Source organism: Exiguobacterium sp. s16 (assembly GCF_018618115.1).
GTDB lineage: Bacteria > Bacillota > Bacilli > Exiguobacteriales > Exiguobacteriaceae > Exiguobacterium > Exiguobacterium mexicanum_A.
The window spans coordinates 16,278-42,588 of record NZ_JACSLM010000011.1 but is presented as its reverse complement, the minus strand read 5'-3'; the positions used below and the strand labels follow the sequence as shown (position 1 = coordinate 42,588).

The following is a 26,311-nucleotide window of genomic DNA, read 5'->3' as shown; positions in this document are numbered from 1 at the left end:
AGTAACGATCGTTCCGTCAACAAAGCGACCTAGGGATTGGTGAGAGCCTAGGCTGACAAACATCGCGAAACGCACTTTTGAGATGCTGCCCGAACCTTAGTAGGCGTAGCCGGGGGACCCCCGTTATCACCGATAAAGCGGTCTGCGTCAAGCAGGCAAGAAGAGTGGTACCGCGGGCCATCCCGTCTCTTTGCATCTGTGCAAAGGGCGTTTTTTTTATGAAAATTTTATAAGGAGGAATTGTAATGAGTTATGAACGCAAATATGCGGAAGCCTTGTCCCGTGTCATCGGGGACGAGTTGACGCTCGACCAAATTGAAGCTCTAATTGAAAAACCAAAACATGAGGCACACGGGGACCTTGCTTTCCCTTGTTTCCAACTCGCGAAAGCCTACCGGAAAGCGCCGGTCATGATCGCGACTGATATCGCGAACGATTTGAACGATGAATTGTTCACAAAAGTCGAGGCGGCTGGACCATACGTGAACGTCTTCTTGAGCCGTGACGTCGTGTCACAAGAAATCATCAACATGGTGCTCGACGAAAAAGCGGACTATGCGACGCACGCAACCCGCAACGAGACAATCGTGACCGACTTCTCGTCACCGAACATCGCCAAACCGTTCTCGATGGGACACCTCCGTTCAACGGTAATCGGGAACGCCATTAACCAGATCGCCCGTAAAAACGGCTACGACGTCGTTGGGGTCAACCACCTTGGGGACTGGGGGACACAGTTTGGAAAACTGATGGTCGCCTATAAAAAATGGGGCAACGAGGAAGCGGTACGTGAGCATCCGATTGCCGAATTGTTGAAGCTTTACGTTCACTTCCATGAAGAGGCGAAGACGCAACCGGAACTTGAGGACGAAGGCCGTGCTTGGTTCAAGAAACTTGAAGACGGCAACGAAGAAGCGACTGAGCTATGGACATGGTTCCGTGACGAGTCGCTCAAAGAGTTCCAAAAAGTATACGACTTGCTCGGCGTCGAGTTCGACAGCTTCCACGGTGAGGCGTTCTACAACGACAAGATGGACCGCATCGTCGCCATGCTCGAAGAGAAGAACCTTCTCGTCGAAAGTGAAGGGGCGATGGTCGTCTCACTCGAAGACGAGAACTTGCCGCCATGCTTGATTAAAAAGAAAGATGGCGCGACGCTTTACGCAACACGTGACTTGGCAGCGGCCGTTTATCGTCATGAGACGTATAACTTCGTCCAAGCGAACTACGTCGTCGGCGGCGAACAGGCGCTTCACTTCAAGCAGTTGTTCTCGGTCCTCCGTAAACTCGGCTACGACTTCGTCGATGGCATGCATCACGTGCCGTTCGGTTTGATTTTGCAAGAAGGGAAAAAGATGTCGACACGAAAAGGTCGCATCGTCTTGCTCGAGGAAGTGCTGAAAGAAGCAATCGAGAAAGCGCAAGGCAACATCGCCCAGAAGAACCCAGAACTTGCGAACGCGGACGACGTGGCACGTATGGTCGGTGTCGGCGCGGTCATCTTCCACGACTTGAAGAACGAGCGCATCAACAACATCGAGTTCGACCTCGACAGCATGCTCAAGTTTGAAGGCGAGACAGGCCCGTACGTGCAGTACACGAACGCGCGTGCGAACTCGCTCCTCCGTAAGGGCAACTACGACGGCTCGACATTCACGGGTGCGGATGACGACCACACGTGGGGCGTCGTGACGATGCTCAACGCGTTCCCACACGTGATCACACGTGCCCATGAGCGCCGTGAACCGTCGATCATCAGCCGTTACGTCCTCGACTTGGCGCAATCGTTCAACAAGTATTACGGCCATGTCCGTGTACTCGAAGAAGATGCTGGTAAACAGTCGCGTCTCGCCCTCGTCAAAGCGGTGACGATCGTATTGACAGAAGGACTCCGTCTGATCGGTGTTCAAGCTCCAGAAGAAATGTAAGCACAAATAAGGGACCCTTTTGAGGGGGTCCCTTTTCCTATGCCTTCATTCGTGTGACTGTCCGGGTTTTTGTATCGTACAAACACCATTCCCGGTCGAAGATGACAGCGCCGACGTTGATGACGTACCGTTTTTTCTTCAATGTGAACGGTTTCCCGATTTCCCAGGGAATCGAACGGCCTTTCCGGTAAATCCCCGGGATATGGCTGTGGCCGATAAAGACGAGCGGATACTTGCCTTTCTCGACAATCGGTTCCCAGTCCGGACTCCAATTCACTTGATGGCCATGCAAGAACAACGCCTCATCGAGCGTCGTCTGTTCCGGTAATAATGAAATCCGCGTCTTAACTGGATGCGACACGACGAGCACCTCGTCAATCCGTTCTTCTTGATTGCCACGCAGGCTCGGGAACGTGAGCAGCGCCTCGTAATCCGGATCGTACGTCACGACGTCGGACACTTCGTGGAACCGTTCGTTCCGTCGCTTTTTGCCAATGTGGCATTCATATAAATCGCCGAGGCAGAGGATATGCTCCGTCTCACGCCGGACCGACTCGAGGACGGCCTTCAAATCATCAAACGAACCGTGCGGGTCACTGATGATGGCGAGCTTCATCGGTAGTTCGTAAATTGGGCATCGACAGACAATTCGAGCTCACGGACGAGCTGCATGACGGCTTGGAGGTCATCGCGTGACTTGGCCGTCACACGGATTTGATCGTCTTGGATTTGCGACTTCACTTTCAATTTTGATTCTTTAATGGCGTTGTTGATTTTTTTCGCATCGTCTTTATCGATGCCGCTCTTCAACTTGACGCGCTGACGGACGGTGCCACCGAGGGCGCGCTCGATTTTTTGGTAGTCGAGGTTTTTCGTCGGCACGCCGCGCTTGATCAATTTCGAGATCATGACGTCCTTCAATTGCTCGAGCTTGTAGTCGTCATCCGATACGAGGACGAGGTCGCCGTTGTCGAGTGACATCTCACTCTTCGATCCTTTAAAGTCGTAACGGTTTAAAATTTCTTTCTCGGCGATTTGGATCGCGTTCTTCACTTCTTCGAGGTTCATTTCTGACACAATATCAAAAGAATTGTCTTTTGCCATGTTTCATCCATCCTTTACAAGGGTTTTGTTATAATGATAGCAGATTTGAAGTAGTGAAGGAGTGAAAGAGATGGAACATACTATCGATCAACAGACAAATGTAGATTTAGACCATATGGCGTATCACGGCAAAGACCTCGGGGTGACGTTTAAAGGTGATATCATCCGGTTGCGGGTCTGGTCGCCAGTCGCCGAAGAGATGACCGTAAAACTATACCGGACGCCGCGGGCACGAAAGTTCGAACGGATTGAGCTCGAACGGGCCGAGAAAGGGACGTGGGTCCTTGAACTCGACCGCGCTTCATTCGAAGGATATTTTTACGTGTTTGAAGCTACCGTCGAAGGCAAACGTGTCGAGTCGCTCGATCCGTATGCGAAAGTCGTCGGTGTCAATGGGAAGCGCGGGTGTCTGCTCGACCCGTCAGCGCTCAACCCGGACCATTGGGTCAAAGAACGTCCGCTCTTCCACTCTTCACAAGAGGCGGTCATTTATGAAGCGCACGTCCGTGATTTGACGAGCCATCCCGACAGCGGCGTCATGCATCGTGGCAAATTCCTTGGGATGACCGAGGTCGGCACGAAAACGCCGAACGGTTATCCGACCGCGCTCGACTATATCACCGCGCTCGGCGTCACACACCTCCAACTCATGCCGTTCTTCGATTACGGTTCGGTGAACGAGTCGCGTGAGAGCGAGGCGAATTATAACTGGGGCTATGACCCGGTCCATTATTTCGCCGTCGAAGGTTCGTACGCCTCGTCTGCCGATGACCCGGCCGCTCGCATCATCGAGGTGAAGGCGATGATCCAGGCACTGCACGACCGTGGGATCCGTGTCATCATGGACGTCGTGTTCAACCATACGTATGACGCATTGACGACACCGCTCGGTCAGTTTGTGCCCGATTACTATTACCGCTTGAACGAGGATGGAACGCTCGCCGACGGCTCGGCGTGTGGGAACGATACGGCTTCAGAGCGCGCGATGATGCGGAAGTTGATCGTCGAATGTGTCTCATACTGGGCGAAAGAGTTCATGATCGATGGCTTCCGCTTCGATTTGATGGGGCTCCATGACGTCAAGACGATGAACCAAGTCCGGAAAGCACTCGATCGCATCGACCCATCGATTCTCGTCACCGGAGAAGGATGGGATCTCGACACGCCGCTCTCGGTCCGCAAGAAAGCGAACCAGCATAACGCCCATAAGATGCCACGTATCGCCCAGTTCAACGACGCGATTCGCGACGGCGTCCGTGGGGACGTGTTCATCGAGGACTTGCCAGGCTGGATCAGCGGTAACGCGGATATGACGGCGGACGTCAAGCGCGGCATTGCCGGCGCGGTGACAAGTCAGAGTTTTGCCGATGAACCGAACCAAGTCGTGAACTACGTTGAGTGTCATGACAATTTGACGCTTTGGGACAAGCTCGCCGTTACGAACCCGGACGATGACGAGACGACACGTCGTCGCCGGCATCGCCTCGCGACAACGATCGTCATGCTCGGTCAAGGCATCCCATTCTTGCATAGCGGTCAAGAGTTCTTCCGAACAAAAGATGGGGACGAGAACAGCTTCAACTCGGGTGAGGTCGTCAACCGTTTGGACTGGACACGGGCCGAGCAGGAGACACCGAGCGTCGAATACGTGAAAGGATTGATCAGTCTGCGGAAACAATATCCGTTGTTCCGTCTCGAGAACACGGAGCAGATTCGCAAACATTTGCGCTTCTTCGATGAAGAAGAAGGGGTGATCGCCTTTGAACTGAGTCGCCACGTCGAAGGGTATGTCGAACGTCACCTCGTCTACCATAACGGGCTCGAGGAAGCGGTCGAGGTGAAGCTGCCAGCCGGTAAGTTCGAGGTCCACGTTGAAGACCATACCGTCAATTTGACAGCGCCGCGACTCCTTGAAGAACGACATGTCACTGTGGCACCGCTCTCGACGCTCGTCGTGACGGAACGCCGCCCGGATTACAGCAAATATGCGGTCGCCGGCGGGGCTGCCCTTGCGATCCTTGGTCTCTGGTACGTCGCGAAAAAACGCAAGAACAAACAGCAGTAACCAAAAAAAAGGAGACGTCATTCCGTCTCCTTTTCCTCGTTCGTTTCAGTTTTGGCTGCCTCCAGTTCCATCATCTTCTTCACGATGATGTGTTTTGGCATATGCATGAGCTCCTCGAGCGGAACGTTCAGCTTTTTAGCAAGCTCGACCGCCGTCTCGGGAGAGAGTTGAAGTGGGCGCATTGAGGTTCCTCCTTTCACATTCAGGGTATGCTAATGCCAGTATACAGGAAAATCAGGCGCATGGAGAATGTGTTCTGTGAACACATTCAAAATCGAAAAATGCGTGGGGCGTTGCTAAGCTGAAACTAGGAAGTGATCAAATGTACAAACAAGTAGCAGACTATCAATTTCATCAAACGGTTGAATGGTTGGAGCGCGTTGGTGGAGGATGGATGTTGTATTTGGCGCAAACCGGTTTTCTGTTTTTTGACGAGACGTTCCAAATCCGATGGGAACTCGAGTGGAAATGGGCACCGTGCGCACTATATATTGAGCCTCATGGCAGACGAGCCGTCGCGCTGTTTCGGGATTTACAGACATACGGAGTCATGGATTTAACAAACGGGACGATGGAACGTCATCCGATCCCACGGACGTTTCATGACGATTGGTTCAGTAACCTGCACCACTGGTCAGGAGACGACCTGTTTCTTTACTCGGCCGAATCAGACATTGTCGCTTTGAACTTGAACGACCACACGTTCCGGTATAGCCGCTACGAAGAGGTCCCCGAGTTCGGGAGTATCATCGAACTTGCCTATCAGCCGACCTATGATTTCGAACGATTCACGGCACCGGGCCTCGTGACGCTGTACGACGAACCGAATCAACAGTTCGTGGTCGAGAATGTTGCGTCGAGTGCGTCTTGGATGATTCCATACGGAGGTGACCGCGATCTGGCCATCGTCGATCAAATCGGCGAGACGACCGCGATCACATCGATGACGTCGTTCCAACTGTTTGAACGCGATCGCGAAGTGTTCTCGTCTGAAGTGTGTGCTGAAACTGAATTACTGAAAGTCGTCTTATTGGACGAACCGGGCGACCGACTTGTCGTCTTGTCAACGCCACGCCGCTTTTGCCATAGTTGGCTTCAAGTGTTCGAGCGTTGACGCTCCTGGACCAGACCATGGTTCAGGATTTTTTTACGAAGACTTGGTGAATCCCGAAAAAAACGGGAACAGTCTTCTTAGATGGAGAGGAGTGGACAGGGATGGAACGATTAGGACAAGCGTTAGTCCGATGGCGCTACGCTGTCGTGTTGATTTGGACGGTGTTGCTCGCGGTATCGGTATATTTCGGATTACAGTTGCCAAGTGAACTGCGCGGCAACGGGTTCGCAATCCAAGACGGGCGTTTCGCCCAAGTGGAAGACAAGTTGAACGACCGGTTCGACCGGGCCGGTGCCTCGATGATCGTCTTGTTGGAAGGTGGGGACCTTGATACGGTCATCGAGCAGCAACGCGATCGACTCGCTGAAGTCGATGGGATCGATGGCGTGATCACGCCAGCCGAGAATCCGGAGGCACGCGATGGAGACGTCGCCTATTTATTGCTCGAGTTCGAGGACTACGATACGGCCGAGGCGTCGATTGAAGACGTCCGCAGCGCCTTGATTCGCGACACGGACACAGACGTGCGATTGACCGGAGAGCCGGTCTTCGCGGATGACTTGAACGAGGCGTCAAAGAATGACTTGATTCGGGCCGAGCTGATTGGGATTCCGGTCGCGTTGCTCGTGCTCTTGCTCGTCTTCGGGACGCCGCTCGCCGCATTTATGCCATTATTCGTCGGTTTAATCACGTTCATCGTGGCAGCGGGCTCGCTATTCTTCTTTGCCCAAACGATGGAACTGTCTATTTTCGTGTTGAATGCGGTCGCGATGATTGCCATCGCGCTCGGCATTGATTTCTCCTTATTGCTCGTCAACCGGTACCGGGAAGAGCTCGCGAAAGGGAAGTCACGTGAGGCGGCCATCGTCCGAACGGTCGCGACGGCTGGACGATCGATTCTATTCTCAGGACTTTGCGTCTTCGTCGGACTGGCTGGGTTGTTGTTCATCCAAGTCGATGTGTTCCAAGCGATTGCCCTCGGTGCGTTGATTGCCGTCGCCGGTGCGGTCTTGTCCGCGCTCACGTTGTTGCCGTCTGCCCTGTACATCGTCGGAGACACGATCAATAGAGGACGGCTCGTCAAGACGAATGAGACGCGCTCGGAAGTGCGGTGGCAGAAGTTGGCCCGCTTCGTCATGAGACGTCCCGTCACGATGACGCTCGTCGCGCTCTTGCTGCTACTGCCAAGCCTCTGGTTCGTTCGTGACCTCGAACTGAACATCCCGGACGCCGATGCGCTCCCGACCTCGTACGAGTCACGGGCCGCCCTTGAGCGCTGGGACGACGTGTTCGGAGAGACGTCGACCGACGCGGTGCTCTTGTTTGAGACGAATGACTTGACCGATTCGATGATTCTCGACGAATTGACGGCGCTCACTGATGAGCTATCCGAGGATCCGATTGTCGACAACGTCACGACGTTCTTGACGGCATCCGGTCTCGAACCAGCCGAGTTCCAACAACTCGCTGAAGCGGCACCAGAGCAACTTGAAGCGTTCGATCGTCTCATCACGCTCGAAGGGAATACCGACCTCGCCCTCGTCAACGTCAGCTTCGACGTCCCGCCGAGTGATAAGGACGCGCAGGCGTTCGTCCGTGATTGGCGCGAGAACGGTTTTGACGTCGGGGGACCAGCCGCGTTCAACGAAGAAATCTATGAAGAGATTTACGATAGCATCCCGTATGCGGTCGTGACCGTGATCTTGGCGACGATGGTCATCCTCATGTGGGCGTTCCGTTCCGTCTTGATTCCAATTAAGGCGATTATCATGAACGTGCTCGGTCTCGGGGCGACGTTCGGTCTGCTCGTCATCATCTTCGAATCGGGTTACGTGTATGACGCCGAGACGATCAGTATTTTGACCCCTGTATTTATCTTCTCGCTCGTATTTGGCCTGTCGATGGACTACGAAGTGTTCCTCGTCTCACGGATCGAAGAATATTATCGGGAGACCGGGGATAACGACTATGCGACGGAGATGGGACTCGCCAAGACGAGTAAAATCATCACGTCGGCCGCTGTGATCATGATCGTCGTCACGGGAGCGTTCGCCTTCACCGGCGTCAGTCCGATCAAACAGCTCGGGGTCGGGATCGCGCTCGCCATCTTCATCGACGCGACAATCATCCGCATCTTGCTCGTACCATCTTTGATGAAAATGTTCGGGGACTGGAACTGGTGGTGGTTCGGGAAGAAAGATTTACCGAAACGTAATCTACACTAAATATACATTTAATGAAATAGTCGTGAAAATGTGTTAAAATAGTTTCATGATTACGCGCAATTTGGGAAAGGAAGGTCTTTATGGATACCGAGAGGACATGGCCTCTGTTTCAATTGCCGGACTTCTAGCGTTGAGTTTTTACAAGCGACATCAATGTAAAAATCAACAAACGGAAGATCGGAGATGGAACAGATGGAACCGCGGCTACGACTGAGGATCCTCCTCTCCGTTGAAAACGGGGAGGACAATCGGAATGAAACGAGTTGCTACCATAGTGCTCGGAACGCTAATCATGGCGTTCGGTTATTATTATTTGAATGAACAGTTTGGTTTGGCAGAAGGGGGCTTCGTCGGGCTAGCATTGCTCGGCCGCTATTTATTTGATATCGATCCAGCGATCTCGATGATCGTGCTCGATATCCCCTTCTTTTTAATTGCCCTTTGGTGGAAGGGCTGGCGCTTCGTCGGACAAGCCGTGCTTGCCGCCGCGTCGTTATCGCTCAGTTATGCGATGTGGGACCGATTGGATTTACTCACATTTGACATTCAAGTCTGGCCGGCAACGTTGTTCGCCGCTATCGCGAGCGGGATTGTGACCGGTTACGGTCTCGGTCTCGTCTTGAAGTCAGGCGGGGCGACCGGAGGCGACGATTTATTCGCCCTCGGCCTATCAAAATGGACCGGCGTATCGGTCGGGACGATTCTCATCATATTTGATGTCATCGTTTTGGCGATTTCGCTCATCTATTTGCCGCTGTCGAACGCGCTTTATACGCTTCTCGCGGTCTCGATCGCGGGTCGTGTCGTCACGAAGATGTTGACGGACGATGTGGTCGAAGTAACCGTACCAAGTGTGACCAAACTAAAAACAAAAAACGATCTCGCGTGAGATCGTTTTTTGTTTTGTAAAATTTATCACAGTTTTACAGTCATCTTTCTTCTACACTAAACATAGAAGGAGGGAGTCACATGAAATGGATGATTCCAAAACAGCACGGCGCTTGGTCGATGCTGATTTTACCATTCTTACTTGGCGGCATTGTCGGAGGGTGGACGTTCGCGCACATCCCGTTCGCCATCGCCTGGTTGTTCGTTTATATGGGCACATTTTTCTTGTTCCAATACATTAAGCAACGAAAAAAGTCACAAGAGCTGTTGCGCACGGTCGTGACGTATTTGACGATCGCCACCGTCGCCGCCGTCCCGGTGTTTCTGTTCGAGTGGCGTCTCATTTGGTTCGTCCTTGCCATGATCCCGTTCGGACTCGTCAACGCCTATTTCGCCAAAATCAAAGACGAGCGCAACGTCTGGAACGACGTCAGCGCCGTCACCTCATTTTGTATCGGCGGGATGGCGAGCTATTACCTCGGAGCACGGGTCTTGGACGGGACGATGGTGTGGATGTTCGCTTTGCCGTACTTATATTTCCTCGGAAGTATCTTTTTCGTCAAGACGATGATTCGGGAGAAAAAGAGCCTATTTTATCGGAACGTATCATGGGGGTATCACTTTTTGCTTGTCGCCATCTTCATCGCGTTCGGCTATCCGGTTTTGGCACTCGCTTACGCGCCAAGTCTCGTCCGGGCGGTCGCGTTCTACGGCAAAAAGATCCCCATCATGAAGATCGGGATCGTCGAAATCGCCAACTCGGTGTTCGTGCTCGGTTGTCTCAGCTGGTATTTATTTTCTTAAGAAGGGGCGACCCTTCTTTTTTTAATCGCTTGAAGCGCTGCTAGAGATGATGGCGACAGTCGTCGCGGCCGTTGCTGCCTGTTGCATGGCGAGCAGGTGGGCGAACGTCCCGTGTAACAGTAAATCGCTCGCGTCTTCCTTGATGTTGTTCGCCGCGACGAGTTGCAGGGCGACCGTCAACGCGTGGGTGTGGAACCAGCGATGCTTTTCCTTCTCGGCGTTCGTGATGTCAATCAGGTCGCGCTCGTCGTTGTCGTTCGGAGCCGCGACGATGGCCAAGAGGGCGAGCGCTGGCAGATGCTCGTTTTTGACAGCGATTGTTTGTCCTTGGAGCCGCGTGCGCCACTCGAGCAGGCGGTTGATGACCTCGTCTGAAGGCAAGTCGCTAAAAGCAAGTAGATGGGAGACGAGTTGCAGTTCGTTCGAACGAGGCAGTTGACCTTTCAACGCTTCGTAATACGTCTCAATCCGTTGACTCAACGTATCGTGGTCATCGAACGCTTGAACGAGGACGAGGGCAGACAAGAGATCTTCTTCGCTCGTCAGCCAAGGATGGTTTCGTTTGAACGTTTGATAGAGTGTGCTTGCCTCATCGAGCCGGCGCTCGGGCTCATCGACGTTGATCAGTTGGCTCGCGATAAAGGGCCGTAACATACTGAAGCGGAAGTGCTTCCGGTCGAGTAACGTATCGAGCCGGAGTGCCTCGTCGATGGCTGGTTCGATGTCTTCATACTTGGCATCGAGAAACGACAACCAGACAAAATTATTACTGCCGCGAAATTTCGAGAACATGCCGGTCTTCTGTTTCAGAACCGCTTGAGCGTGTTCGAACCGTTCCGAATCGAACGGGGTATCGTGCATGGCGTAGTTGATGGCCATCAAACGTCGGAAATCGTCAGTGAACCACTTTGTCGCTCCCCTGATTCCTTCGAGTGCTTCGAGGTAACGGGTGTAACGTGTCATCATCAGCAATTCCTCCTTTTGCTCCTTATACGAGTACAATCGAAAGAATGATTCAAAAACAGCCGCCCTGGATTCGTCCGGAGCGGCTGTTTGTTATTGGACTTGCGTATACAACTTCTGCATGTACTCGTTCACTTCATCGGCCGCTTGGAACATCATGAATGAATGTTGCAAGATGATCTCTGGCAAGAAGCCGAGGTCGAGGTCGAGCGTCGAGGCGAGCGTGACATCACGGTCGCTATCGAGTACGCAACGGAAGTATTTGAACTCTTGGTTGAACTCGTTCAAGGCGTTAAGAATCGGCAGGTCTTCCACGTAGTCTGGCACGTGTGTGACTGTCGCGGCATAAAGTTCCGCATCCGTCGTCTTTTTATTGAAGGCGATAATCATAACGGGCTGAGCCCCGGATTTAGTCGTTTCACGCGTCAAGAATGTGACGTGCGTTTCAGTCTCGCTCTCTTTGAACGTCATATTGCGTTCAGCGACGAGCGCTTTAAATGATTCTACTTTTTCTTCGAAGTTCACAAACAAGTCCCCCTTAAAAGTCGTTACTCTAACTTTCTCCCATTTGCGGAGGGAAAGCAAGGGGAACTAGCGTTTCATCAACATTTTGATGGCTTCTTCGACGGTTTCTGACGTATCTTCGCCATCTTGTTGGGCGGTGATGATGCACTGCTCCAAGTTCTTCGCGACGATGATGGTCGAAGCACGGTCGAGTGCCGAACGAGCCGCGCTCAACTGCGTCACGACGTCGCGGCACTCTTTCCCTTCTTCCATCATACGGATGATGGCCCGGATTTGTCCTTCGACTCGTTTCATCCGGTTCAATACTTTCGCATCGTATTGATACTGTTCCATTAGATTCACCTCTATATTCAAATCGTTCAGTAACCCAACTATTTATTGTGTAGTCTCATCTTAATACGTGGGGGAGTATGTGTCGAGCCACAACGTTTGAGATAAAGATTTTTTGAAAGTTTACCATTTCGTCAAACAAATCCCTTGCAATCGAATACCATAGGGGGTATATTAATGACGTGGAAGCGATATGTTCAACGAATCACAAACTTTCGTCGGACGCCCGCTACCAAGATGACGAATAAATAAGTGAAACATCATAGATTAAAAGGATGGGTAAATAACATGAAAGCATCTGCTTTAAAACGTCAAATGGATTTTGAAGTACCAGTGAACATCGTCGACGTTCGTGAACGTGACGAGTTCCAAGAAGCGCACATTGCTGGCGCGAGCAATTATCCGCTATCTGAAATTTCGGAATGGATCGAGACACTCGACCCTGAAGAAGAATACATCGTTCTCTGCCGTTCAGGTGCTCGCAGCACGCAAGCAACTTGGAAAATGGAAGCGAAAGGTTATAAAGTGGTCAATATAGAAGATGGCTTGATGAGCTGGCCTGGTGAAGTCGTCAAAGGAGGAAATGAGCAATGAGTAAAAAAATCGTAATCGTCGGTGGAGTCGCCGGTGGCGCTTCAGCAGCCGCACGCCTTCGTCGCTTAAACGAAGAGAGCCAAATCGTCATGTTCGACCGGGGCGAATACATTTCGTTCGCGAACTGTGGTCTTCCATATTACATTGGTGACGTGATTCAAGATCGTCAAAAATTGCTCGTCCAAACGGTCGAGGGCATGAATAAACGTTTCCAACTCGACATCCGCAACTTGACGGAAGTGACAAAAATCAACCGTGCCGAGAAGACGGTATCGGTGAAAAACGTTAAGACGGGCGAAACATACGATGAGTCGTACGATGTACTCGTCTTGTCACCAGGAGCGAAACCAATTCGTCCGAATATCCCTGGAATTGAAGAAGCAGAAGATATCTTCACGCTCCGCAACATTCCGGATACGGATAAAATCCGCAGCTACGTTGACGACAAAGCACCGAAACACGCGACAGTCATCGGTGGCGGTTTCATCGGGATCGAAATGGCTGAAAACTTACGTGAGCGCGGCGTCGAGGTCACGCTCGTCGAGATGGCCGACCAAGTTATGACACCGCTCGATCGTGAAATGGTATCACCTGTTCACGAACACATGCGTCTCCATGGCGTCGACCTTCAGCTTTCTGACGGTGTCGATTCGTTCTCTGAGAAAGGGAAACGTGTCCACTTGAAGAGCGGTCGCGTCATCGATACCGATATGGTCGTCTTGTCAATCGGCGTCGTGCCAGAATCGTCAATCGCAACGGAAGCAGGACTTGAAACAGGCATCCGCGGCGCCATCCGCGTCAACGAGAAGATGCTCACGTCAGACCCGAACATCTACGCGATCGGAGATGCTGTTGAAGTACTCGATTATGTCTTCCAAGAGCCGACGGTCGTTCCGCTTGCATGGCCGGCCAACCGCCAAGGCCGTCTTGTCGCCGATATCATCAACGGTCGTGACGTTAAATACAACGGAACGATGGGGACTGGGATCGCCAAAGTATTCGATATGACAGTTGCTTCGACAGGTTGGAACGAAAAACGTTTAACAGCAGCTGGTAAAGAATTCGAAGCCGTTCACGTGCACCCGGGTTCACATGCGGGTTATTACCCAGGATCGACACCAGTATCACTCAAACTCTTGTTCCATCCGACGACAGGTGAAATCTACGGCGCGCAAGGCGTGGGGATGAACGGCGTCGATAAACGAATCGATGTGATTGCGACAGCGATGAAAGGTGGCTTGACGGTCCTTGACCTTCCAGACCTTGAACTCAGCTACGCACCACCGTTCAGCTCAGCGAAAGATCCCGTCAACATGATCGGTTACGTCGCGTCGAACGTCGTCCTCGGCGATAACGAAGTCGTGCACTGGAATGAGATTGACGAGTTGGTCCAAAACGGCGCGACATTGCTCGACGTCCGTGACGAGTCAGAACATGAACTTGGCAAAATTCCTGGTTCAATCAACGTTCCGCTCAACTCGCTACGCGATCACTTGGACAACTACAGCAAAGACGAAACGATTTATGTGACGTGCCAAGTCGGGCTTCGCGGATATCTCGCATCCCGTATCTTGCGTCAAAACGGCTTCAAGGTGAAAAACTTGAGCGGTGGTTACAAAACATGGTCACAAGTAAAACGTGATTTTGATGCCATTGAGGCAGGCACGAAGGCAGAGAGTGAGACTGCCGCAACAGTAACGGAGGAGGCACCACCAGCAATGACGAATGAACCAGTCGGGGAACCGATTTTCTTAGATACGTGCGGTCTGCAATGCCCGGGACCAATTTTAGAGGTAAATAAAAAAGTAGCCGAGCTCGGCGAAGGCGAGACGCTTCGTGTCCTCGCGAGTGACCCTGGTTTCTTTGCAGACATCGAAGCATGGGCGAAGAAAACCGGCAACAAGCTCGTCTCGAAACAGTTCGTGAACGGTCGCGTGGAAGCAATTCTTCAAAAAGGTAATGGTCCTGCGGCTGTACAAGCAGGGGCACCAGCGACAGACGGCGCATCGATGGTCGTCTTCAGCGGAGATCTCGACCGCGCGCTCGCTTCGTTCATCATCGCCCAAGGTGCGGCGGCGATGGGCAAAGACGTGACGATGTTCTTCACATTCTGGGGACTCAACGTCATCCGTAAGCCAGATGCACCGGAAGTGAAGAAACAAGGTCTCGAGAAGATGTTCGGCATGATGATGCCATCGCATGCGGGTGAACTTCCACTCTCGAACATGAACTTCGGTGGAGTTGGTCAAAAGATGATGAAAAAAGTGATGAGCGACAAAAATGTGCCATCACTTGACGAAATGATCAAATCGGCTCAAGAAGCAGGCGTCAAAATGGTCGCTTGTACGATGTCGATGGACGTCATGGGAATCAAAGAAGAAGAGTTGATCGACGGCATCGATCTCGGTGGTGTGGCAGCATACCTCGGGGCGGCTGAAGGCGGCAACTTGAACCTCTTCATCTAATCAAATGATGTAGGATGGGCGATCGGTCACTTGACCGGTCGCTTTTTCTGTTGTTCGACAGTCCATGTAAAATTTGTCGAAAAAAGATTGCAATTCTTAGACGTTTTTCCTATAATTCTACTCATGTAAAGAAAGTTGACATAACTTTTTCTTATAACTCATACATACACGGAGGATTTAAAGATGGAGAAATTCGTAGAAGGTCTCGTTTCATCAGCCAACGACTTGCTTTGGTCGTCAGTGCTAATCGTTGTCCTTGTCGCCTTAGGTTTGTACTTCACCGTCCGGATGGGGTTCGTCCAGTTCCGGATGTTGCCTGAAATGTTCCGCCTCTTGTTCAAAGACGGCATGAAACGTGAAAAAGGCCAAGTCTCGTCATTCCAAGCGTTCGCGATCGGGACAGCAGCCCGCGTCGGAACGGGTAACATCGCCGGTGTCGCGACAGCAATCGCGCTCGGAGGTCCAGGAGCCGTCTTTTGGATGTGGCTCATCGCCCTCATCGGATCGGCTTCGGCGTTCGTAGAAAGCACGCTCGCACAAGTCTACAAGATTCGGGACGGACGCACATGGCGTGGAGGCCCGGCGTACTATATGGAGCGCGCCCTCGGTCAACGTTGGCTCGGGATCTTGTTCGCAATTCTCATCACGTTCTCGTTCGGATTCGCCTTCAACTCGGTACAGTCGAACACAATCTCGCTCTCGATGAGCAATCAGTTCGGCGTGAGCACGACGACAGTCGGTCTCGTCTTGGCCGTCGTCACAGCAATCGTCATCTTCGGTGGGATTCAGTCGATCGCCGTGCTCTCGAGTATCATCGTCCCGGTCATGGCCGGTGGCTATATCTTGCTTGCAGGATGGGTCATGATTTCAAATGCATCATTGTTGCCGGAAGTGTTCGGTTTGATCTTCTCAGAAGGCGTGTTCGGTCTGCAGCAACTGTTTGGCGGTGCCATCGGAGCGATGGTGCTCCAAGGAATTCGTCGCGGTCTCTTCTCGAACGAAGCCGGAATGGGTTCTGCCCCGAACGCGGCGGCGACAGCGGAAGTATCGCACCCGGTCAAGCAAGGCTTGATTCAATCGTTCAGCGTCTTCGTTGATACGCTTCTCGTCTGTACGTCGACAGCGATGATCATCTTGTTGTCAGGTGTAGCCGGATCGGAGTCGTTCGCAGGTGTTGAATTGACACAAGCGGCGCTTACGGCTGAGATTGGTCCGATGGCGACATCGTTCCTCACGATCGCGATTTTCTTGTTCGCGTTCAGCTCGATTCTTGGAAACTACTACTACGGCGAGACGAACATCCAGTTCATCTCGGATAAAAAGATTTACGTCACGCTCTACCGCATCGGTGTCGTCGGCATGGTCCTCTTCGGAGCCGTCCGTTCGGCCGGTCTCGTCTGGTCGATTGCGGACGTGTTCATGGGTCTCATGGCGCTCGTCAACTTGTATGCGATTTTCCGTCTCGCGAAAGTCGCTCGTCTCGTCCTCGACGATTACTTGGAGCAACGCCGTCAAGGTGATGACCCGGTATTTTACGCCGATTCGATCGACAACTTGCCAGGCCGCGAGTACATCGAGGCTTGGGAGACGGCAGAAGAGGAAGAAGTCAAGACAGGCACGATTCGTTCATAAACGACAAACCGTCTACGAAAACACGTAGGCGGTTTTTTTGCGCCTAAAAGATGGGTAAACTGAAGAAAAGGGGGGCGTTCAATCATGGAGACGACACATTATATACGCATTTCCCCAGAAGTATGGGTCTCATTCGGGCAAGACCCGGAAATGATTTTAGATTGGCTGTTGCACGTTCACGCTCAACAGCGTGACACGTATGAGACGTTGACGCTCCCGAACATTGAACGGTTCCAAAAAATTCTCGGGCAAATCGAAGTCTATATCGATGGGGATGACACGTATAACTTGGAGATGGCGGTCATTGGGGAAGAGTTGATCGTCAACGAGAAGCAGGCGGTCGTCGTCGGGATTTTGACGCCGCAACTGCTCCACATCGTCAAAGACGCGATGAACGCGTTCACGAAAGAGGATGTCGCCGACATGGCGTTCGTCGACCATGAAGGCCTCGATGATGTATGGCTCAAATGGACGTTGCTGAAACGATTCTGCGAAGAAGCGATTGAACGGGATGAGCTCGTATTGATTTATTATGAGTAAGATCGTCTAAATGGTATAATTAGGAAAGATGTCAGTCACTTCTAGTCTCGATTCACGTAAACTAATGGGGGAGAAGTGCTACAAGTGTGATGATCATGGAGGTTCGCTGAATGTTATCTTGGTTAGGTATAACGAATGCAGATGAGACAAATCAAACTGAACGTCAGTTTTTCGCGAATGTGAAGAAAAAAACGATTACTTTAATTCTACTTACGGCTTTAATCGCACTTTATGGTGTGAAGTCCTTATTCACTTACCTAATCCCGGCCTCATATTTGGCCGACCCAATTGTCGCCGTTCTACCAGGTACCGTAGGCGTTTTGGTTTCTGTAGTCTACGTCATGGTCGCGGAACGACTTCTACAGGACAACGCCAAACGCTAGTCATACCATTTAGACAAAAAAACTCGACGCCGCAGCGCCGAGTTTTTGTCTTATTTCAATGCCGTCTCAAGCGCTTTGACGTTCTCGCGCATGAGATCAAAGTAACTCTTGTCCATCTGTTCTTTCGTGACCGATTCCAAGTTATAGATCGTCACCGTCTCCGCGCCGATCTCATTTTGAACGACCTGGGCGACTTTCGGGGTAACCGTGTCCTCGAAGGCGATGTATTTCAAATCATGAAGTTGAGCCTCTTCGATGACGCGCTTCAACGCCTGTTGTGACGGTTCTTCCGAAGGTGTGAGACCTGCGATTGGGAGTTGGTCGAATCCGTAGCGCTCCGCTAGGTAGCCATAGGCGGCGTGCGTCACGAGTAGCTCTGACTTCGAACCGCCCTCGACTGCCGCTTTCAGCTCGGCGTCGAGCGTGTCGGCTTCTTCTTTGAAGACGCTCAAGCGATCCGCAAACTCATCTTTATAGTCAGGGGACTGTTCGCTGAAGGCCGCTTCGACCGCTTCGGCCATCGAGACGGCATTCATTGGGTCGAGCCAGACGTGTGGGTCGTATTGACCGTGGTTATGGCCATCATCTTCACTATGACCGGCTTCTTCCTCGGCATGGTCATCGTCCTCATGTCCGTGCTCGTCTTCTTCACTATGCTCGTCCTCGCCGTGGACGTGGACCGTGTCATCAGCCGATAAAAGGGTGATGTCTTCGGCCGTCTTCACGAACGTGACGTTCTCATTGGCCAAGCTTTTCTCCATCGACTCGACGTATGGCTCGAGGTCATGGCCGACCGTCAAGAACAAGTCCGCTTCAGCGATGTCTGTCATTTGCTTTGAGGTCGGCTCGTACGTGTGCGGGTCGGCACCAGGCGGGATGACCATCTCGACGCGGACGCGGTCGCCGCCAATCTCCTCGGCGAATGATTTCAACGCGAACGTCGACGCATATACGGTCAACTGGTCGTTGGCTTCCTCTGTGGCACCGCCCTCTTCATTGCTTGCGCAACCACCTAATAAAAGTGTCCCGGCAGCGGCGACACCTAACAGTTTTTTGTTCATAACCCTCTCCACCTGTCCTCTCTATATAAAACCTTTAAATCGTAACCGTTACGTTCTGAGACTGCGTTTTATATTATAGGGGGCGAATGCGAACACGTCAAGTCCGACTTCAGATGGATGGTTTTTCGAGAAAAAGGGAATATGATTAAAAAAAGAACGAGGAGTGGATGTATATGAGAAAGGAGACCGCCTGGTTCGTCGGTGGTGCGGCGCTCGCGGCCGCCACCGCAGCCGGGGCAAGCGTATGGAACCAATACGGATCGCTCGTGCGTTGGCAAGAGCCCGAGTTGCCGGTGCGTCCCTCGACCCGTAAACGCCGGACTCACACGTACAAGATTGTCAATGACCGTCCGCTCCAATTTGATGTGTACTACCCGCCCGGCGAAGGACCGTTCCCGGTAGCTGTCTATGCACACGGCGGGGCATTCGTTCGAGGGAATCGAGGCATGGTGACGTTGTTCCATCCATTGCTCGACCACTTCCTCGCCAAAGGATTCGCGGTCATCAGCATCGATTATCGTCTGTTCGAGGACGGGGTCTATTTCCCGGACAACATCATCGACGTCTCCGATGCGCTTTGCTATCTCAAACAACACGACGGTCTACTCAATCTTGACATCGACAAATTGATTGTCTGGGGCGACTCGGCAGGCGCGGCCCTTGTCCTTGCGACAGCACTCGACCGAAGCAAGCAGTTTATAGGAGAACTCGGCGATGACGTGCCGCCGGTGAAAGGTGTCATCGCCCTTTATCCGCCGACGAACTTCTTGTTGTTCAAGTTCATCCAGACGTGGCTCGCCCATTTGAAGTTTTACGAAGGCAGTCGTGAGGCGTGGCGCGAATTGATGGTGAAGTGTTCTCCGGTCACGCATCTGTACGATGATGCCCCGCCGATTCTCCTTTTGCACGGGAAAAAAGACCCCATCGTTCCGTTCGGACAAGCGCTCCATTTCGTGGAGCATGCGAGCGAGGTCGGCGCGAACGTGCAATTGATTTCTTTTCCGAACGGCACCCATTCGTTAGCGAGTTTCCTCCAATCCGATAACCCGATCAAAGAAACACAACTCATGGCCCGGATCGATCGTTTCATCGATGACGCGATGATGTGACGTTGCGCTTTTTTTCAAAGATGGTACGATGGGGTAGGATTTAGGAATCAAAAAGGAGTGACTCGTGTGACAGAACTTTGTTTGGTCCGACATGGTCAGACCGATTGGAATTTTCAAGAAATCATTCAGGGGCGGGAAGATATCCCGCTCAACGCACTCGGACATCGGCAGGCCGAAGAGAGTGCGGCCTTTTTAAGCCAAGAATCATGGGACGTGATCGTCGCGAGCCCGCTTTCGCGAGCGATGGATACGGCCCGCTACATCGCAGAGGCGTGCGGCATCGACCCAGGCGTGATTATTCAGGACGAACGGTTCATTGAGCGTGAGTTCGGTCATGCGTCGGGAAAACCGGTGCCTGGCATTTACGAAGCTGTCCAAGCCGATGATCAAGGTCGCGTCCCGGGTCTCGAGTCAGAAGATGAGATGCGGGCCCGGGTCTTGAGCGGCATGGAAGACATCGTCGAGGCACATGCTGGAAAACGTATCATCGTCGTCTGTCATTCACATGCAATTAAAGCCGCCTTATCGGCGATTGACGACACGTATACGTTCCGCCACGCCATGCGCAACGCCTGCTCGAATTATATCGAATATCAAGAGGGTCAGTTCGTGGTCAAGGCGGTCAATGTCGCCGACCATATTACGAATGTGATCGTCGCGAAGTGAGGAGAAGTTCATGACGACATTGCTCTGGATTTTCATCATCGCATCATTTGTTGTCGCGTTCGCGGGTCTGATCTATCCGGTCATCCCGAGCGTCTTGTTCTTATTCATCGGTTATATGATTTACGGTTTTGGATTCTCGTTCGAGCCGCTCACATGGACGTTCTGGCTTTGGCAAACCGTATTTTTGATCTTCTTGTTCGTAGTCGACTATATCGTCACTCGGGCGACGGTTGATAAACGAGGCGGTTCCGAACGGGCGAAGTGGGGAGCGACGATCGGATTGATCGCAGGTCCGTTCATCTTCCCGCTCGTCGGCGTGCTCATCTTCCCGTTCATCTTCGCGTTTCTAGCGGAGCTCACGCTCGGTAAATCGACGCGTGAGGCGTGGAGTATCGGTGTCGGGACGGTACTTGCTTTCCTTGGAAGTACGATGCTCAAAGTCGTCGGAATGACGATGATGGTCATCTTGTTTTTCATCTACATTTGAGGCGGAGAAATTTCTTCGCCTTTTTGGGTTGAGATATTTGAAAAAACGGGGAAAGAAAAACAAGACCGTTCGACTTATTCGAACGATCCTGTCTTAACGAGCTGAGTGAAGGCGGAGCGGCTGAACGACTGCTGTTGCTCCATTTGTTTTTCGAAGAAGGACGGTTTGAGCTCGGCGTTCGCCACGCCTTCGGAAATCAACGAATCGAGTACTTGCTTCGTCGTGTCTTGTTTCGGCAACAACATGAGCCCTTCGGCGACGAACGTGTGATGGTCGCTTAGCGACCGTTCACTCGTGAACGTCAAGGCGAGGGCGGCCGGCCGGTTCGATGGAGACGTGATGACGGCCTCGGCGAGAAGCAGGATTCGTTTATTCAAGTAATGATGAAGCGTGACGGCAAATTCAGTCGGTACGAGCATCTCGAGGAGCCATTCGTTGTCGTGCTCTTTTGAGATGATCAACCCATCGAGCAGTTCGACGGGCAGGTTCAACTCGTTGCCGTACTCGTCTTGGACGAGGCGAACTTGGACTAGGCGGAACGTTTTCATCGTATCGATCCCTTCCACATTTTCTTTAACTCATCTTAACACAGTCTGATTCGAAGATTGTGTTACGATAGCGGGGAAGCGACGTAAAAAAAATAGAGGACAAGGAGGCATCAAGATGAGTTGGGTTGTTGGCATAATCGGGTATATCGCGATTCTAGCAATCGGTTATTATGGTGTCCTTTTCTTCAAAGTAAAGCAGGAGCGGAGTCGGGCCGGATATCGAATCTTCCTCTTGCTCGCGGGCTTGTTCTTCGTGAGCGGGAGTGACTATATCATCGCGTTGTTCCGAGGGGATACGGAAGCGACGTTTTGGCAACGGACCGTTTACTTCATATTGATTTTGATCTCTCTTTCGATCGCCCTTTACTTTCGGAGAAAAGAAGATAAAATCCATGCGAATGAGATGACGACGGCATAAAAACAAGAGGCTAACGGAAAAAAATCCGTAGCCTCTTGTTTTTATTTCGGAATCCGAGTTTGACGAATCATTTCGAGCTTCAAGTCCCAGAGCGGTTTACTGAATGTGACCGAGTACACTTCCGGCAAGCGGAGGCGTTTGTACTCTTCCCACAGACCGTTCATCTGCTCGTGATGATACGTGCGGATTTCTGTCGCGTTCGGTAACTCATAGACGCGTTCGCCGTCTTGGAAAATCGGGACGAGCAAACGTTTGACGCTAAAGTTACGTGTCTTGATGCGGAACGCGGGGTCGCGCACGTCAATCAAGTCAATCTCGTTATACGACTCGACTGGTTCGTCGGCAAGGGCGATATAGTCACCTTTGAACTTCCCGGTCTCGTTATCGATGATGCGATACAATTCTTTCTTGTGCGGAGTCGTCGTTTTCACTTTCGAAGACGACACTTTGATGACCGGCTTCAGCTTCCCGTCGGCGCCTTCGCGGGCGACGAGTTTGTACACCATACCGAGTGCAGGTTGCTCATAGGCCGTGATACCGCGCGTCCCGACGAGGAACGTATCGGCTTCAGCTCCTTGCATCCGCAAGTCTTGAATGACGTACTCATCGAGGTCGCCCGAGACGACGATTTTGACGTAATCGAGTCCGGCCGCGTTCAATGCTTTTCGGGCCCGTTTCGACAAGTAGGCCAAGTCACCCGAGTCGAGTCGGACCGACTTCAAGCGGTAGCCTTTCGCTTCAAGTTCTTTGGCGACCGTGATCGCGTTCGGGAGACCTGACTTGAGCGTATCGTACGTGTCGATCAACAGGCTCGTATTGTCCGGGTACATCGAGGCGAACGAGCGGAATGCCTCGAGTTCGTCATCGTGGAACTGGATATCGGCGTGCTCCATCGTTCCACCGGTCGGGACGTCAAAATCACGTCCGGCCGAAACCAAGCTCGTGACGTCGAAACCGGCGATATAGGCGGCCCGTGTTCCGTAGTACGCAGCATCGACGCCTTGGGCGCGACGAGCACCGCCTTCGAGTAGCGTCTCGTTCGGCGCAGCTTGGCGGATGCGCGCGTATTTCGTCGCGATGAGTGATTCGTGGTTGGCGATGTTCAAGAGCGCCGTCTGGAACAGCTTCGCCTCAAAGATCGTCGATTCGATGCGGACGACTTGTTCGTTCGGGAAGATGACTTCTCCTTCACGGACACTGTAGAGCGAGCCCGTGAACTTGAAGTTACGGAGTACATCCGCGAACTCGTCCTCAAAGTCGAGTTGCTGTTTCAAGTAGCGGATATCTTCTTCCGTGAATGAGACGTTCTCTAAATAATGCACGATATTTTGGAGGCCGGCGAAGACGACGTAACCTCCGCTGAACGGGTTTGAGCGATAGTATAGGTCAAACACGACTCGTTCGTTGTGACGGCCTTGTTTCCAATAGATATACATCCAACGTGGGAGGTATAAGTCTGTGTGAAGTGCTAAGTTGCGATGTAACATAATCGATCCTTTCTGTTTTACGTCACTTCCCGGTCACCGTTGCTCCGAGGGTCGTGACAAAATGTTCGAGCGCCCAATCGTGGCCGACTGGGTTGAAGCTTTGGACGGCGTCGGCGTGGACGACGATTGTATAGCCGAGGTTGTAAGCGTCGACAGCGGTATGAAGCACACAAATGTCTGTGCACACACCGACGAGATGAATCTCTGTGATGGCCCGTTCGCGCAAGCGCAAGTCGAGGTCTGTGCCGGCAAAGGCGCTATAGCGTGTCTTATCGATCCAATAATCGGCCCGCGCTGCTGCCGCTTTGACGGTTCCATACAGTTCACGGCCTTCCGTGCCGCGGATGTTGTGGGGCGGGAAGAGCGTCGTCTCAGGATGATACGTGTCGCCGGCGTCGTGGACATCGTTCGCGATGACGACATAATCCTCGTCCGCAAACTCCTCGATCAACTGGACGATTCGTTCTTCTATGTCTTGCCCTGGTTTTCCACAAGTCAAACGACCCGTATCTGCGATAAAATCAAACGTGTAGTCGATCACAATCAATGCTCGCATGGGGAGCTCTCCTCTCTCATGTAAAGAATAGTTGGCTATCCTTCTTATTCTAAATCATTTTGCGTGAAGCGAAAAAGATTATTTTTGATCGCGGTCGGGTACTAGGTGTAAGAAGAACCGTTTGCGAAAGGGGAATCAGCACATGCTGCTGTCATCAACCGAACTGTCAGAGCAACTATCCCGCTTAAATGGCTGGGATGTTGTTGAAGGGGAATTACAAAAGACGTATCGGCTCGAGACGTTTCCAGAGGCGATTCAGTTCGTCCATCTCGTCGCTGATTTGGCGGAGGAGCTCAATCATCATCCGAACATCTTGATCGAGTATCGGAACGTCACATTGACCGTGTCCACGCATGACGAAGGTGGAATCACGGAGAAAGACATCATGCTCGCGAAAGGGTGTGAGGGGCTTGTCTAAACTGTTCATGACGTTTGCCTCAGGAACTGTCGCTGAACGATTGCGTCAACAACCCGGTATCCTTGTCGCCAACGGGACCGAGACGATTTTGCTCGCAGAAGGCGACAAGTCTCCCTTCCAAAGCGGGAAGACGTTTCAAATCGAAGAAGCGGAAGGACAATTCGCCTCGAGAGGGAATATTGTCTATGCGAACATTCCGGTCGATTCGAACGCCCGGTCGCTCTTGTTCCATCGCTTGTTGAAAGACAAATCACGTCTTGGGTCTGGCCATAGCGGTTTTGCCGCCTATCGGCTCGGTGTCGACCCGGACGATCACCACGGGATTATCTTCATCCAATTCACCGAGGGCGGAAATCGTTTCCGTGATTCGACCGACTATGTCTTGTTCCAAGAATGGCTGAAAGAAGCCGTCGAACAAAAAGGAGCCGGTCCAATCATAAAACACTATGTCGTCGATGAAGCGGATGACCTATAATAAACATAACGTCATGTTAGGGGAGGATTTTTTATGAACAAGAACTACTTCTGGATGGGAATGGCCGCAGGTGCCGTCATCGGAGCCGGGGCATCGCTTCTCCACAGAGAGACGCGCGAACAACAAGTCAGCCAGCTCAAACATATGAAATCACGACTCAAGTCGAAGGATGCGTCAACACAAAGCCATTCGGTCGGCCTTCAAGCCTCATCGAAAGGGAGCTTGAAAGATCGCGTCATGGATTTGAAGGCGCTCTACGAAGAGAACCAAGATACGATTCAAAATCTCGTCGAAGATGTGAAAGACTTGGTCGACGCGCTCCAAGACGCTCGTCACAAAAATCAAATTTAATCATCTATCACGGTCTGGCGCTCTTGCGCCGGGCCGTTTTTTTATGGTCTGGCAAACACTTCTCTGTTCAAATTGTATAAAAATACAATTGACAGTATAAATATACGTATGTTTTAATCGATTTATTCTTTTAAGGGGGTTCGACAGATGATCACTTGTGGAATCGTCGGCGTCACGGGGTACGCCGGGATGGAGCTGTTGAAGCTCATCGGGAAACATCCCGAGTTCACGCTCGTCCGGGCAATGAGCGATTCGAGCGCCGGATTGACGCTCGCGCAACTGTATCCATGGTTAGAGATTGAGGATTTGACGCTCGAGCCGTTCCAGGTGGGCGCATTGAACGACATCGACGTCATTTTTTTAGCGACGCCGAGCGGGGTGTCGGCACAATATGTGGCGCAGTTGACGGAGTATGAAGGAGTCGTCATCGATTTGAGCGGAGACTTACGTCTGCCGGCATCGAGTTACGAGACATGGTACGGCAAACCGGCCGTACCGGTATCACTTCAAGCGCAGGCCGTGTACGGATTGACGGAATGGAATCGAGACGCTGTAAGGTCGGCCGACTGGATTGCCAATCCCGGGTGTTACGCCACGGCGATCGCCCTTGGTTTGCTCCCGTTCGTGAACGGAGGCTGGATCGATCCGAACGAAATCATCGTCTCGGCCTGCTCCGGCATCACGGGTGCTGGGAAAGGGCTCAGCGCCAAGACGCACCATGCCCGCTCCAACGAAAACGTGCAACTTTATAAAATTCATACGCATCAACACATCCCGGAGATTGAACAGACGCTTTATGCAGTGAGTGGGAGGCAAGCGACCGTGTCGCTCTCGACTCATCTGTTGCCCATCAATCGAGGCATTATGGCAACGATGAGCGTTGTCCCGACAATCGAGCAGAGCGAAGCAGCTTGGGTGAACGTATTGCGACAGGCATACGCGAACGAACCGTTCATCCGGGTGCAACAAGGCGAACCGGAGATTCGGACGGCCGTCGGGTCGAACTACTGTGACTTGTGGGTGTATCTCGACCAACGAACGAATCGATTGACCATCATCTCGGTCATCGACAATATGCAAAAAGGTGCGGCCGGACAAGCGATTCAAAACGCCAACGTCCGCTTTGGATTAAACGAGACAGCCGGGTTGAATGAACAGCCCCAATACATATGAGG

General features: G+C 52.1%; 28 protein-coding genes and 1 other annotated feature (1 of these 29 running past the window's edge). Of the genes, 18 read left to right on the top strand and 10 right to left on the bottom strand.

Going from position 1 to position 26,311, the window contains the following annotated elements; all coding sequences use genetic code 11:
- Positions 1-193 (top strand) — a binding site (T-box leader); it begins 20 nt to the left of the window's first position.
- A gap of 52 nt (positions 194-245) precedes the next feature.
- Positions 246-1,928, top strand: a complete 1,683-nt coding sequence (gene argS, locus KNP86_RS14065) for an arginine--tRNA ligase (protein WP_034780833.1) — start codon at positions 246-248, stop codon at positions 1,926-1,928.
- A 37-nt stretch (positions 1,929-1,965) separates the two neighbouring features.
- Here argS and KNP86_RS14060 read toward each other — a convergent pair whose 3' ends face one another.
- The gene (locus KNP86_RS14060; RefSeq protein ID WP_034780835.1) at positions 1,966-2,544 is read right to left on the bottom strand and encodes a metallophosphoesterase family protein; all 579 of its coding nucleotides are present in this window, start codon (positions 2,542-2,544) and stop codon (positions 1,966-1,968) included.
- Positions 2,541-3,032, bottom strand: a complete 492-nt coding sequence (locus KNP86_RS14055; RefSeq protein ID WP_034780837.1) for a YajQ family cyclic di-GMP-binding protein — start codon at positions 3,030-3,032, stop codon at positions 2,541-2,543. Before KNP86_RS14055 ends, KNP86_RS14060 begins: the two co-directional genes overlap by 4 nt.
- 70 nt (positions 3,033-3,102) lie before the next feature.
- Here KNP86_RS14055 and pulA point away from each other — a divergent pair, with 70 nt between their 5' ends.
- Complete coding sequence (pulA, locus tag KNP86_RS14050; RefSeq protein WP_034780839.1) at positions 3,103-5,097, top strand: type I pullulanase; 1,995 nt, start codon at positions 3,103-3,105, stop codon at positions 5,095-5,097.
- A gap of 17 nt (positions 5,098-5,114) precedes the next feature.
- Here the strand turns inward: pulA and KNP86_RS14045 are convergent, their stop codons facing one another.
- Complete coding sequence (locus KNP86_RS14045) at positions 5,115-5,279, bottom strand: YycC family protein (RefSeq protein WP_021068148.1); 165 nt, start codon at positions 5,277-5,279, stop codon at positions 5,115-5,117.
- A 140-nt stretch (positions 5,280-5,419) separates the two neighbouring features.
- Between KNP86_RS14045 and KNP86_RS14040 the strand changes: the two genes are divergently transcribed.
- The 4 genes from KNP86_RS14040 (at position 5,420) to KNP86_RS14025 (ending at position 10,128) form a co-directional block, all read left to right on the top strand.
- Positions 5,420-6,211, top strand: a complete 792-nt coding sequence (locus KNP86_RS14040) for a hypothetical protein (protein WP_034780841.1) — start codon at positions 5,420-5,422, stop codon at positions 6,209-6,211.
- Positions 6,212-6,312: 101 nt separating this feature from the next.
- Complete coding sequence (locus KNP86_RS14035; protein WP_034780843.1) at positions 6,313-8,436, top strand: MMPL family transporter; 2,124 nt, start codon at positions 6,313-6,315, stop codon at positions 8,434-8,436.
- A 253-nt stretch (positions 8,437-8,689) separates the two neighbouring features.
- The gene (locus tag KNP86_RS14030) at positions 8,690-9,325 is read left to right on the top strand and encodes a YitT family protein (protein ID WP_034780845.1); all 636 of its coding nucleotides are present in this window, start codon (positions 8,690-8,692) and stop codon (positions 9,323-9,325) included.
- Between the two features lie 80 nt (positions 9,326-9,405).
- Positions 9,406-10,128, top strand: a complete 723-nt coding sequence (locus KNP86_RS14025; RefSeq protein ID WP_034780846.1) for a YwiC-like family protein — start codon at positions 9,406-9,408, stop codon at positions 10,126-10,128.
- Positions 10,129-10,149: 21 nt separating this feature from the next.
- Here KNP86_RS14025 and KNP86_RS14020 read toward each other — a convergent pair whose 3' ends face one another.
- From KNP86_RS14020 to KNP86_RS14010, 3 genes are all read right to left on the bottom strand, one after another.
- Positions 10,150-11,094 (bottom strand): DUF4003 family protein, encoded by a 945-nt coding sequence (locus tag KNP86_RS14020; protein WP_235420247.1) that lies wholly within the window; start codon positions 11,092-11,094, stop codon positions 10,150-10,152.
- Between the two features lie 90 nt (positions 11,095-11,184).
- Entirely contained in the window at positions 11,185-11,616 is a 432-nt protein-coding gene (locus KNP86_RS14015) for a type III secretion system chaperone family protein (protein WP_214754998.1), read from the bottom strand.
- Positions 11,617-11,682: 66 nt separating this feature from the next.
- Positions 11,683-11,949: a metal-sensitive transcriptional regulator gene (locus KNP86_RS14010; protein ID WP_021068154.1), complete on the bottom strand. Its 267-nt coding sequence runs from the start codon at positions 11,947-11,949 to the stop codon at positions 11,683-11,685.
- Positions 11,950-12,234: 285 nt separating this feature from the next.
- On the opposite strand from KNP86_RS14010, the gene KNP86_RS14005 reads away from it, so the two are divergent.
- The 4 genes from KNP86_RS14005 (at position 12,235) to KNP86_RS13990 (ending at position 17,177) form a co-directional block, all read left to right on the top strand.
- The gene (locus KNP86_RS14005; protein WP_034780848.1) at positions 12,235-12,540 is read left to right on the top strand and encodes a rhodanese-like domain-containing protein; all 306 of its coding nucleotides are present in this window, start codon (positions 12,235-12,237) and stop codon (positions 12,538-12,540) included.
- Complete coding sequence (locus KNP86_RS14000) at positions 12,537-15,005, top strand: CoA-disulfide reductase (protein ID WP_214754997.1); 2,469 nt, start codon at positions 12,537-12,539, stop codon at positions 15,003-15,005. Before KNP86_RS14005 ends, KNP86_RS14000 begins: the two co-directional genes overlap by 4 nt.
- A gap of 183 nt (positions 15,006-15,188) precedes the next feature.
- Positions 15,189-16,637, top strand: a complete 1,449-nt coding sequence (locus tag KNP86_RS13995; RefSeq protein WP_034780850.1) for an alanine/glycine:cation symporter family protein — start codon at positions 15,189-15,191, stop codon at positions 16,635-16,637.
- Positions 16,638-16,721: 84 nt separating this feature from the next.
- A complete protein-coding gene (locus KNP86_RS13990) occupies positions 16,722-17,177 on the top strand; it encodes a DUF1877 family protein (RefSeq protein ID WP_034780851.1) in 456 nt (151 codons plus the stop codon).
- A gap of 433 nt (positions 17,178-17,610) precedes the next feature.
- Here KNP86_RS13990 and KNP86_RS13985 read toward each other — a convergent pair whose 3' ends face one another.
- The gene (locus tag KNP86_RS13985) at positions 17,611-18,621 is read right to left on the bottom strand and encodes a metal ABC transporter solute-binding protein, Zn/Mn family (RefSeq protein WP_034780853.1); all 1,011 of its coding nucleotides are present in this window, start codon (positions 18,619-18,621) and stop codon (positions 17,611-17,613) included.
- Positions 18,622-18,794: 173 nt separating this feature from the next.
- On the opposite strand from KNP86_RS13985, the gene KNP86_RS13980 reads away from it, so the two are divergent.
- From KNP86_RS13980 to KNP86_RS13970, 3 genes are all read left to right on the top strand, one after another.
- A complete protein-coding gene (locus KNP86_RS13980; protein ID WP_034780854.1) occupies positions 18,795-19,730 on the top strand; it encodes an alpha/beta hydrolase in 936 nt (311 codons plus the stop codon).
- Between the two features lie 66 nt (positions 19,731-19,796).
- The gene (locus KNP86_RS13975; RefSeq protein ID WP_034780855.1) at positions 19,797-20,396 is read left to right on the top strand and encodes a histidine phosphatase family protein; all 600 of its coding nucleotides are present in this window, start codon (positions 19,797-19,799) and stop codon (positions 20,394-20,396) included.
- Positions 20,397-20,406: 10 nt separating this feature from the next.
- On the top strand, positions 20,407-20,883 hold the full coding sequence (locus KNP86_RS13970; RefSeq protein ID WP_034780856.1) for a DUF456 domain-containing protein: 477 nt from the start codon (positions 20,407-20,409) through the stop codon (positions 20,881-20,883).
- 74 nt (positions 20,884-20,957) lie between these two features.
- Here KNP86_RS13970 and KNP86_RS13965 read toward each other — a convergent pair whose 3' ends face one another.
- Positions 20,958-21,431, bottom strand: coding sequence for a YwpF family protein (locus KNP86_RS13965; protein WP_034780942.1), 474 nt, complete (start codon positions 21,429-21,431; stop codon positions 20,958-20,960).
- A gap of 115 nt (positions 21,432-21,546) precedes the next feature.
- On the opposite strand from KNP86_RS13965, the gene KNP86_RS13960 reads away from it, so the two are divergent.
- The gene (locus KNP86_RS13960; RefSeq protein ID WP_034780857.1) at positions 21,547-21,849 is read left to right on the top strand and encodes a hypothetical protein; all 303 of its coding nucleotides are present in this window, start codon (positions 21,547-21,549) and stop codon (positions 21,847-21,849) included.
- Positions 21,850-21,890: 41 nt separating this feature from the next.
- On the opposite strand, the gene KNP86_RS13955 is transcribed toward KNP86_RS13960, so the two are convergent.
- Both KNP86_RS13955 and KNP86_RS13950 read right to left on the bottom strand, forming a co-directional pair.
- Positions 21,891-23,336 (bottom strand): nicotinate phosphoribosyltransferase, encoded by a 1,446-nt coding sequence (locus KNP86_RS13955; RefSeq protein WP_034780858.1) that lies wholly within the window; start codon positions 23,334-23,336, stop codon positions 21,891-21,893.
- Positions 23,337-23,358: 22 nt separating this feature from the next.
- Positions 23,359-23,892, bottom strand: a complete 534-nt coding sequence (locus tag KNP86_RS13950) for a cysteine hydrolase family protein (protein ID WP_034780859.1) — start codon at positions 23,890-23,892, stop codon at positions 23,359-23,361.
- 142 nt (positions 23,893-24,034) lie between these two features.
- Between KNP86_RS13950 and KNP86_RS13945 the strand changes: the two genes are divergently transcribed.
- From KNP86_RS13945 to argC, 4 genes are all read left to right on the top strand, one after another.
- Positions 24,035-24,310 carry a 4a-hydroxytetrahydrobiopterin dehydratase gene (locus tag KNP86_RS13945; protein WP_034780860.1) on the top strand — a complete coding sequence of 92 codons (276 nt, stop codon included), beginning with the start codon at positions 24,035-24,037 and terminating at the stop codon, positions 24,308-24,310.
- Positions 24,303-24,785: a hypothetical protein gene (locus tag KNP86_RS13940; protein ID WP_251128479.1), complete on the top strand. Its 483-nt coding sequence runs from the start codon at positions 24,303-24,305 to the stop codon at positions 24,783-24,785. The genes KNP86_RS13945 and KNP86_RS13940 overlap by 8 nt, the downstream gene beginning before the upstream one ends.
- A gap of 33 nt (positions 24,786-24,818) precedes the next feature.
- Positions 24,819-25,136 (top strand): hypothetical protein, encoded by a 318-nt coding sequence (locus tag KNP86_RS13935; RefSeq protein WP_034780861.1) that lies wholly within the window; start codon positions 24,819-24,821, stop codon positions 25,134-25,136.
- 147 nt (positions 25,137-25,283) lie between these two features.
- Positions 25,284-26,309: an N-acetyl-gamma-glutamyl-phosphate reductase gene (gene argC, locus KNP86_RS13930; RefSeq protein WP_214754995.1), complete on the top strand. Its 1,026-nt coding sequence runs from the start codon at positions 25,284-25,286 to the stop codon at positions 26,307-26,309.
- Positions 26,310-26,311: the final 2 nt, after the last annotated feature.

Excerpts from the sequence above, each read along its gene's own strand:
- KNP86_RS13945 (WP_034780860.1), top strand. The coding sequence starts at position 24,035 with ATGCTGCTGTCATCAACCGAACTGTCAGAGCAACTATCCCGCTTAAAT.
- KNP86_RS14045 (WP_021068148.1), bottom strand. The coding sequence starts at position 5,279 with ATGCGCCCACTTCAACTCTCTCCCGAGACGGCGGTCGAGCTTGCTAAA.
- KNP86_RS13990 (WP_034780851.1), top strand. The coding sequence starts at position 16,722 with ATGGAGACGACACATTATATACGCATTTCCCCAGAAGTATGGGTCTCA.
- KNP86_RS14010 (WP_021068154.1), bottom strand. The coding sequence starts at position 11,949 with ATGGAACAGTATCAATACGATGCGAAAGTATTGAACCGGATGAAACGA.
- KNP86_RS13995 (WP_034780850.1), top strand. The coding sequence starts at position 15,189 with ATGGAGAAATTCGTAGAAGGTCTCGTTTCATCAGCCAACGACTTGCTT.
- KNP86_RS13960 (WP_034780857.1), top strand. The coding sequence starts at position 21,547 with ATGAGTTGGGTTGTTGGCATAATCGGGTATATCGCGATTCTAGCAATC.
- KNP86_RS14030 (WP_034780845.1), top strand. The coding sequence starts at position 8,690 with ATGAAACGAGTTGCTACCATAGTGCTCGGAACGCTAATCATGGCGTTC.
- KNP86_RS14060 (WP_034780835.1), bottom strand. The coding sequence starts at position 2,544 with ATGAAGCTCGCCATCATCAGTGACCCGCACGGTTCGTTTGATGATTTG.
- KNP86_RS13985 (WP_034780853.1), bottom strand. The coding sequence starts at position 18,621 with ATGAACAAAAAACTGTTAGGTGTCGCCGCTGCCGGGACACTTTTATTA.
- argC (WP_214754995.1), top strand. The coding sequence starts at position 25,284 with ATGATCACTTGTGGAATCGTCGGCGTCACGGGGTACGCCGGGATGGAG.
- KNP86_RS13955 (WP_034780858.1), bottom strand. The coding sequence starts at position 23,336 with ATGTTACATCGCAACTTAGCACTTCACACAGACTTATACCTCCCACGT.
- KNP86_RS14025 (WP_034780846.1), top strand. The coding sequence starts at position 9,406 with ATGAAATGGATGATTCCAAAACAGCACGGCGCTTGGTCGATGCTGATT.
- KNP86_RS14035 (WP_034780843.1), top strand. The coding sequence starts at position 6,313 with ATGGAACGATTAGGACAAGCGTTAGTCCGATGGCGCTACGCTGTCGTG.
- KNP86_RS14020 (WP_235420247.1), bottom strand. The coding sequence starts at position 11,094 with ATGATGACACGTTACACCCGTTACCTCGAAGCACTCGAAGGAATCAGG.
- KNP86_RS13950 (WP_034780859.1), bottom strand. The coding sequence starts at position 23,892 with ATGCGAGCATTGATTGTGATCGACTACACGTTTGATTTTATCGCAGAT.
- KNP86_RS14055 (WP_034780837.1), bottom strand. The coding sequence starts at position 3,032 with ATGGCAAAAGACAATTCTTTTGATATTGTGTCAGAAATGAACCTCGAA.
- KNP86_RS14000 (WP_214754997.1), top strand. The coding sequence starts at position 12,537 with ATGAGTAAAAAAATCGTAATCGTCGGTGGAGTCGCCGGTGGCGCTTCA.
- KNP86_RS14005 (WP_034780848.1), top strand. The coding sequence starts at position 12,235 with ATGAAAGCATCTGCTTTAAAACGTCAAATGGATTTTGAAGTACCAGTG.
- KNP86_RS13970 (WP_034780856.1), top strand. The coding sequence starts at position 20,407 with ATGACGACATTGCTCTGGATTTTCATCATCGCATCATTTGTTGTCGCG.
- pulA (WP_034780839.1), top strand. The coding sequence starts at position 3,103 with ATGGAACATACTATCGATCAACAGACAAATGTAGATTTAGACCATATG.
- argS (WP_034780833.1), top strand. The coding sequence starts at position 246 with ATGAGTTATGAACGCAAATATGCGGAAGCCTTGTCCCGTGTCATCGGG.
- KNP86_RS13965 (WP_034780942.1), bottom strand. The coding sequence starts at position 21,431 with ATGAAAACGTTCCGCCTAGTCCAAGTTCGCCTCGTCCAAGACGAGTAC.
- KNP86_RS14040 (WP_034780841.1), top strand. The coding sequence starts at position 5,420 with ATGTACAAACAAGTAGCAGACTATCAATTTCATCAAACGGTTGAATGG.
- KNP86_RS13935 (WP_034780861.1), top strand. The coding sequence starts at position 24,819 with ATGAACAAGAACTACTTCTGGATGGGAATGGCCGCAGGTGCCGTCATC.
- KNP86_RS13980 (WP_034780854.1), top strand. The coding sequence starts at position 18,795 with ATGAGAAAGGAGACCGCCTGGTTCGTCGGTGGTGCGGCGCTCGCGGCC.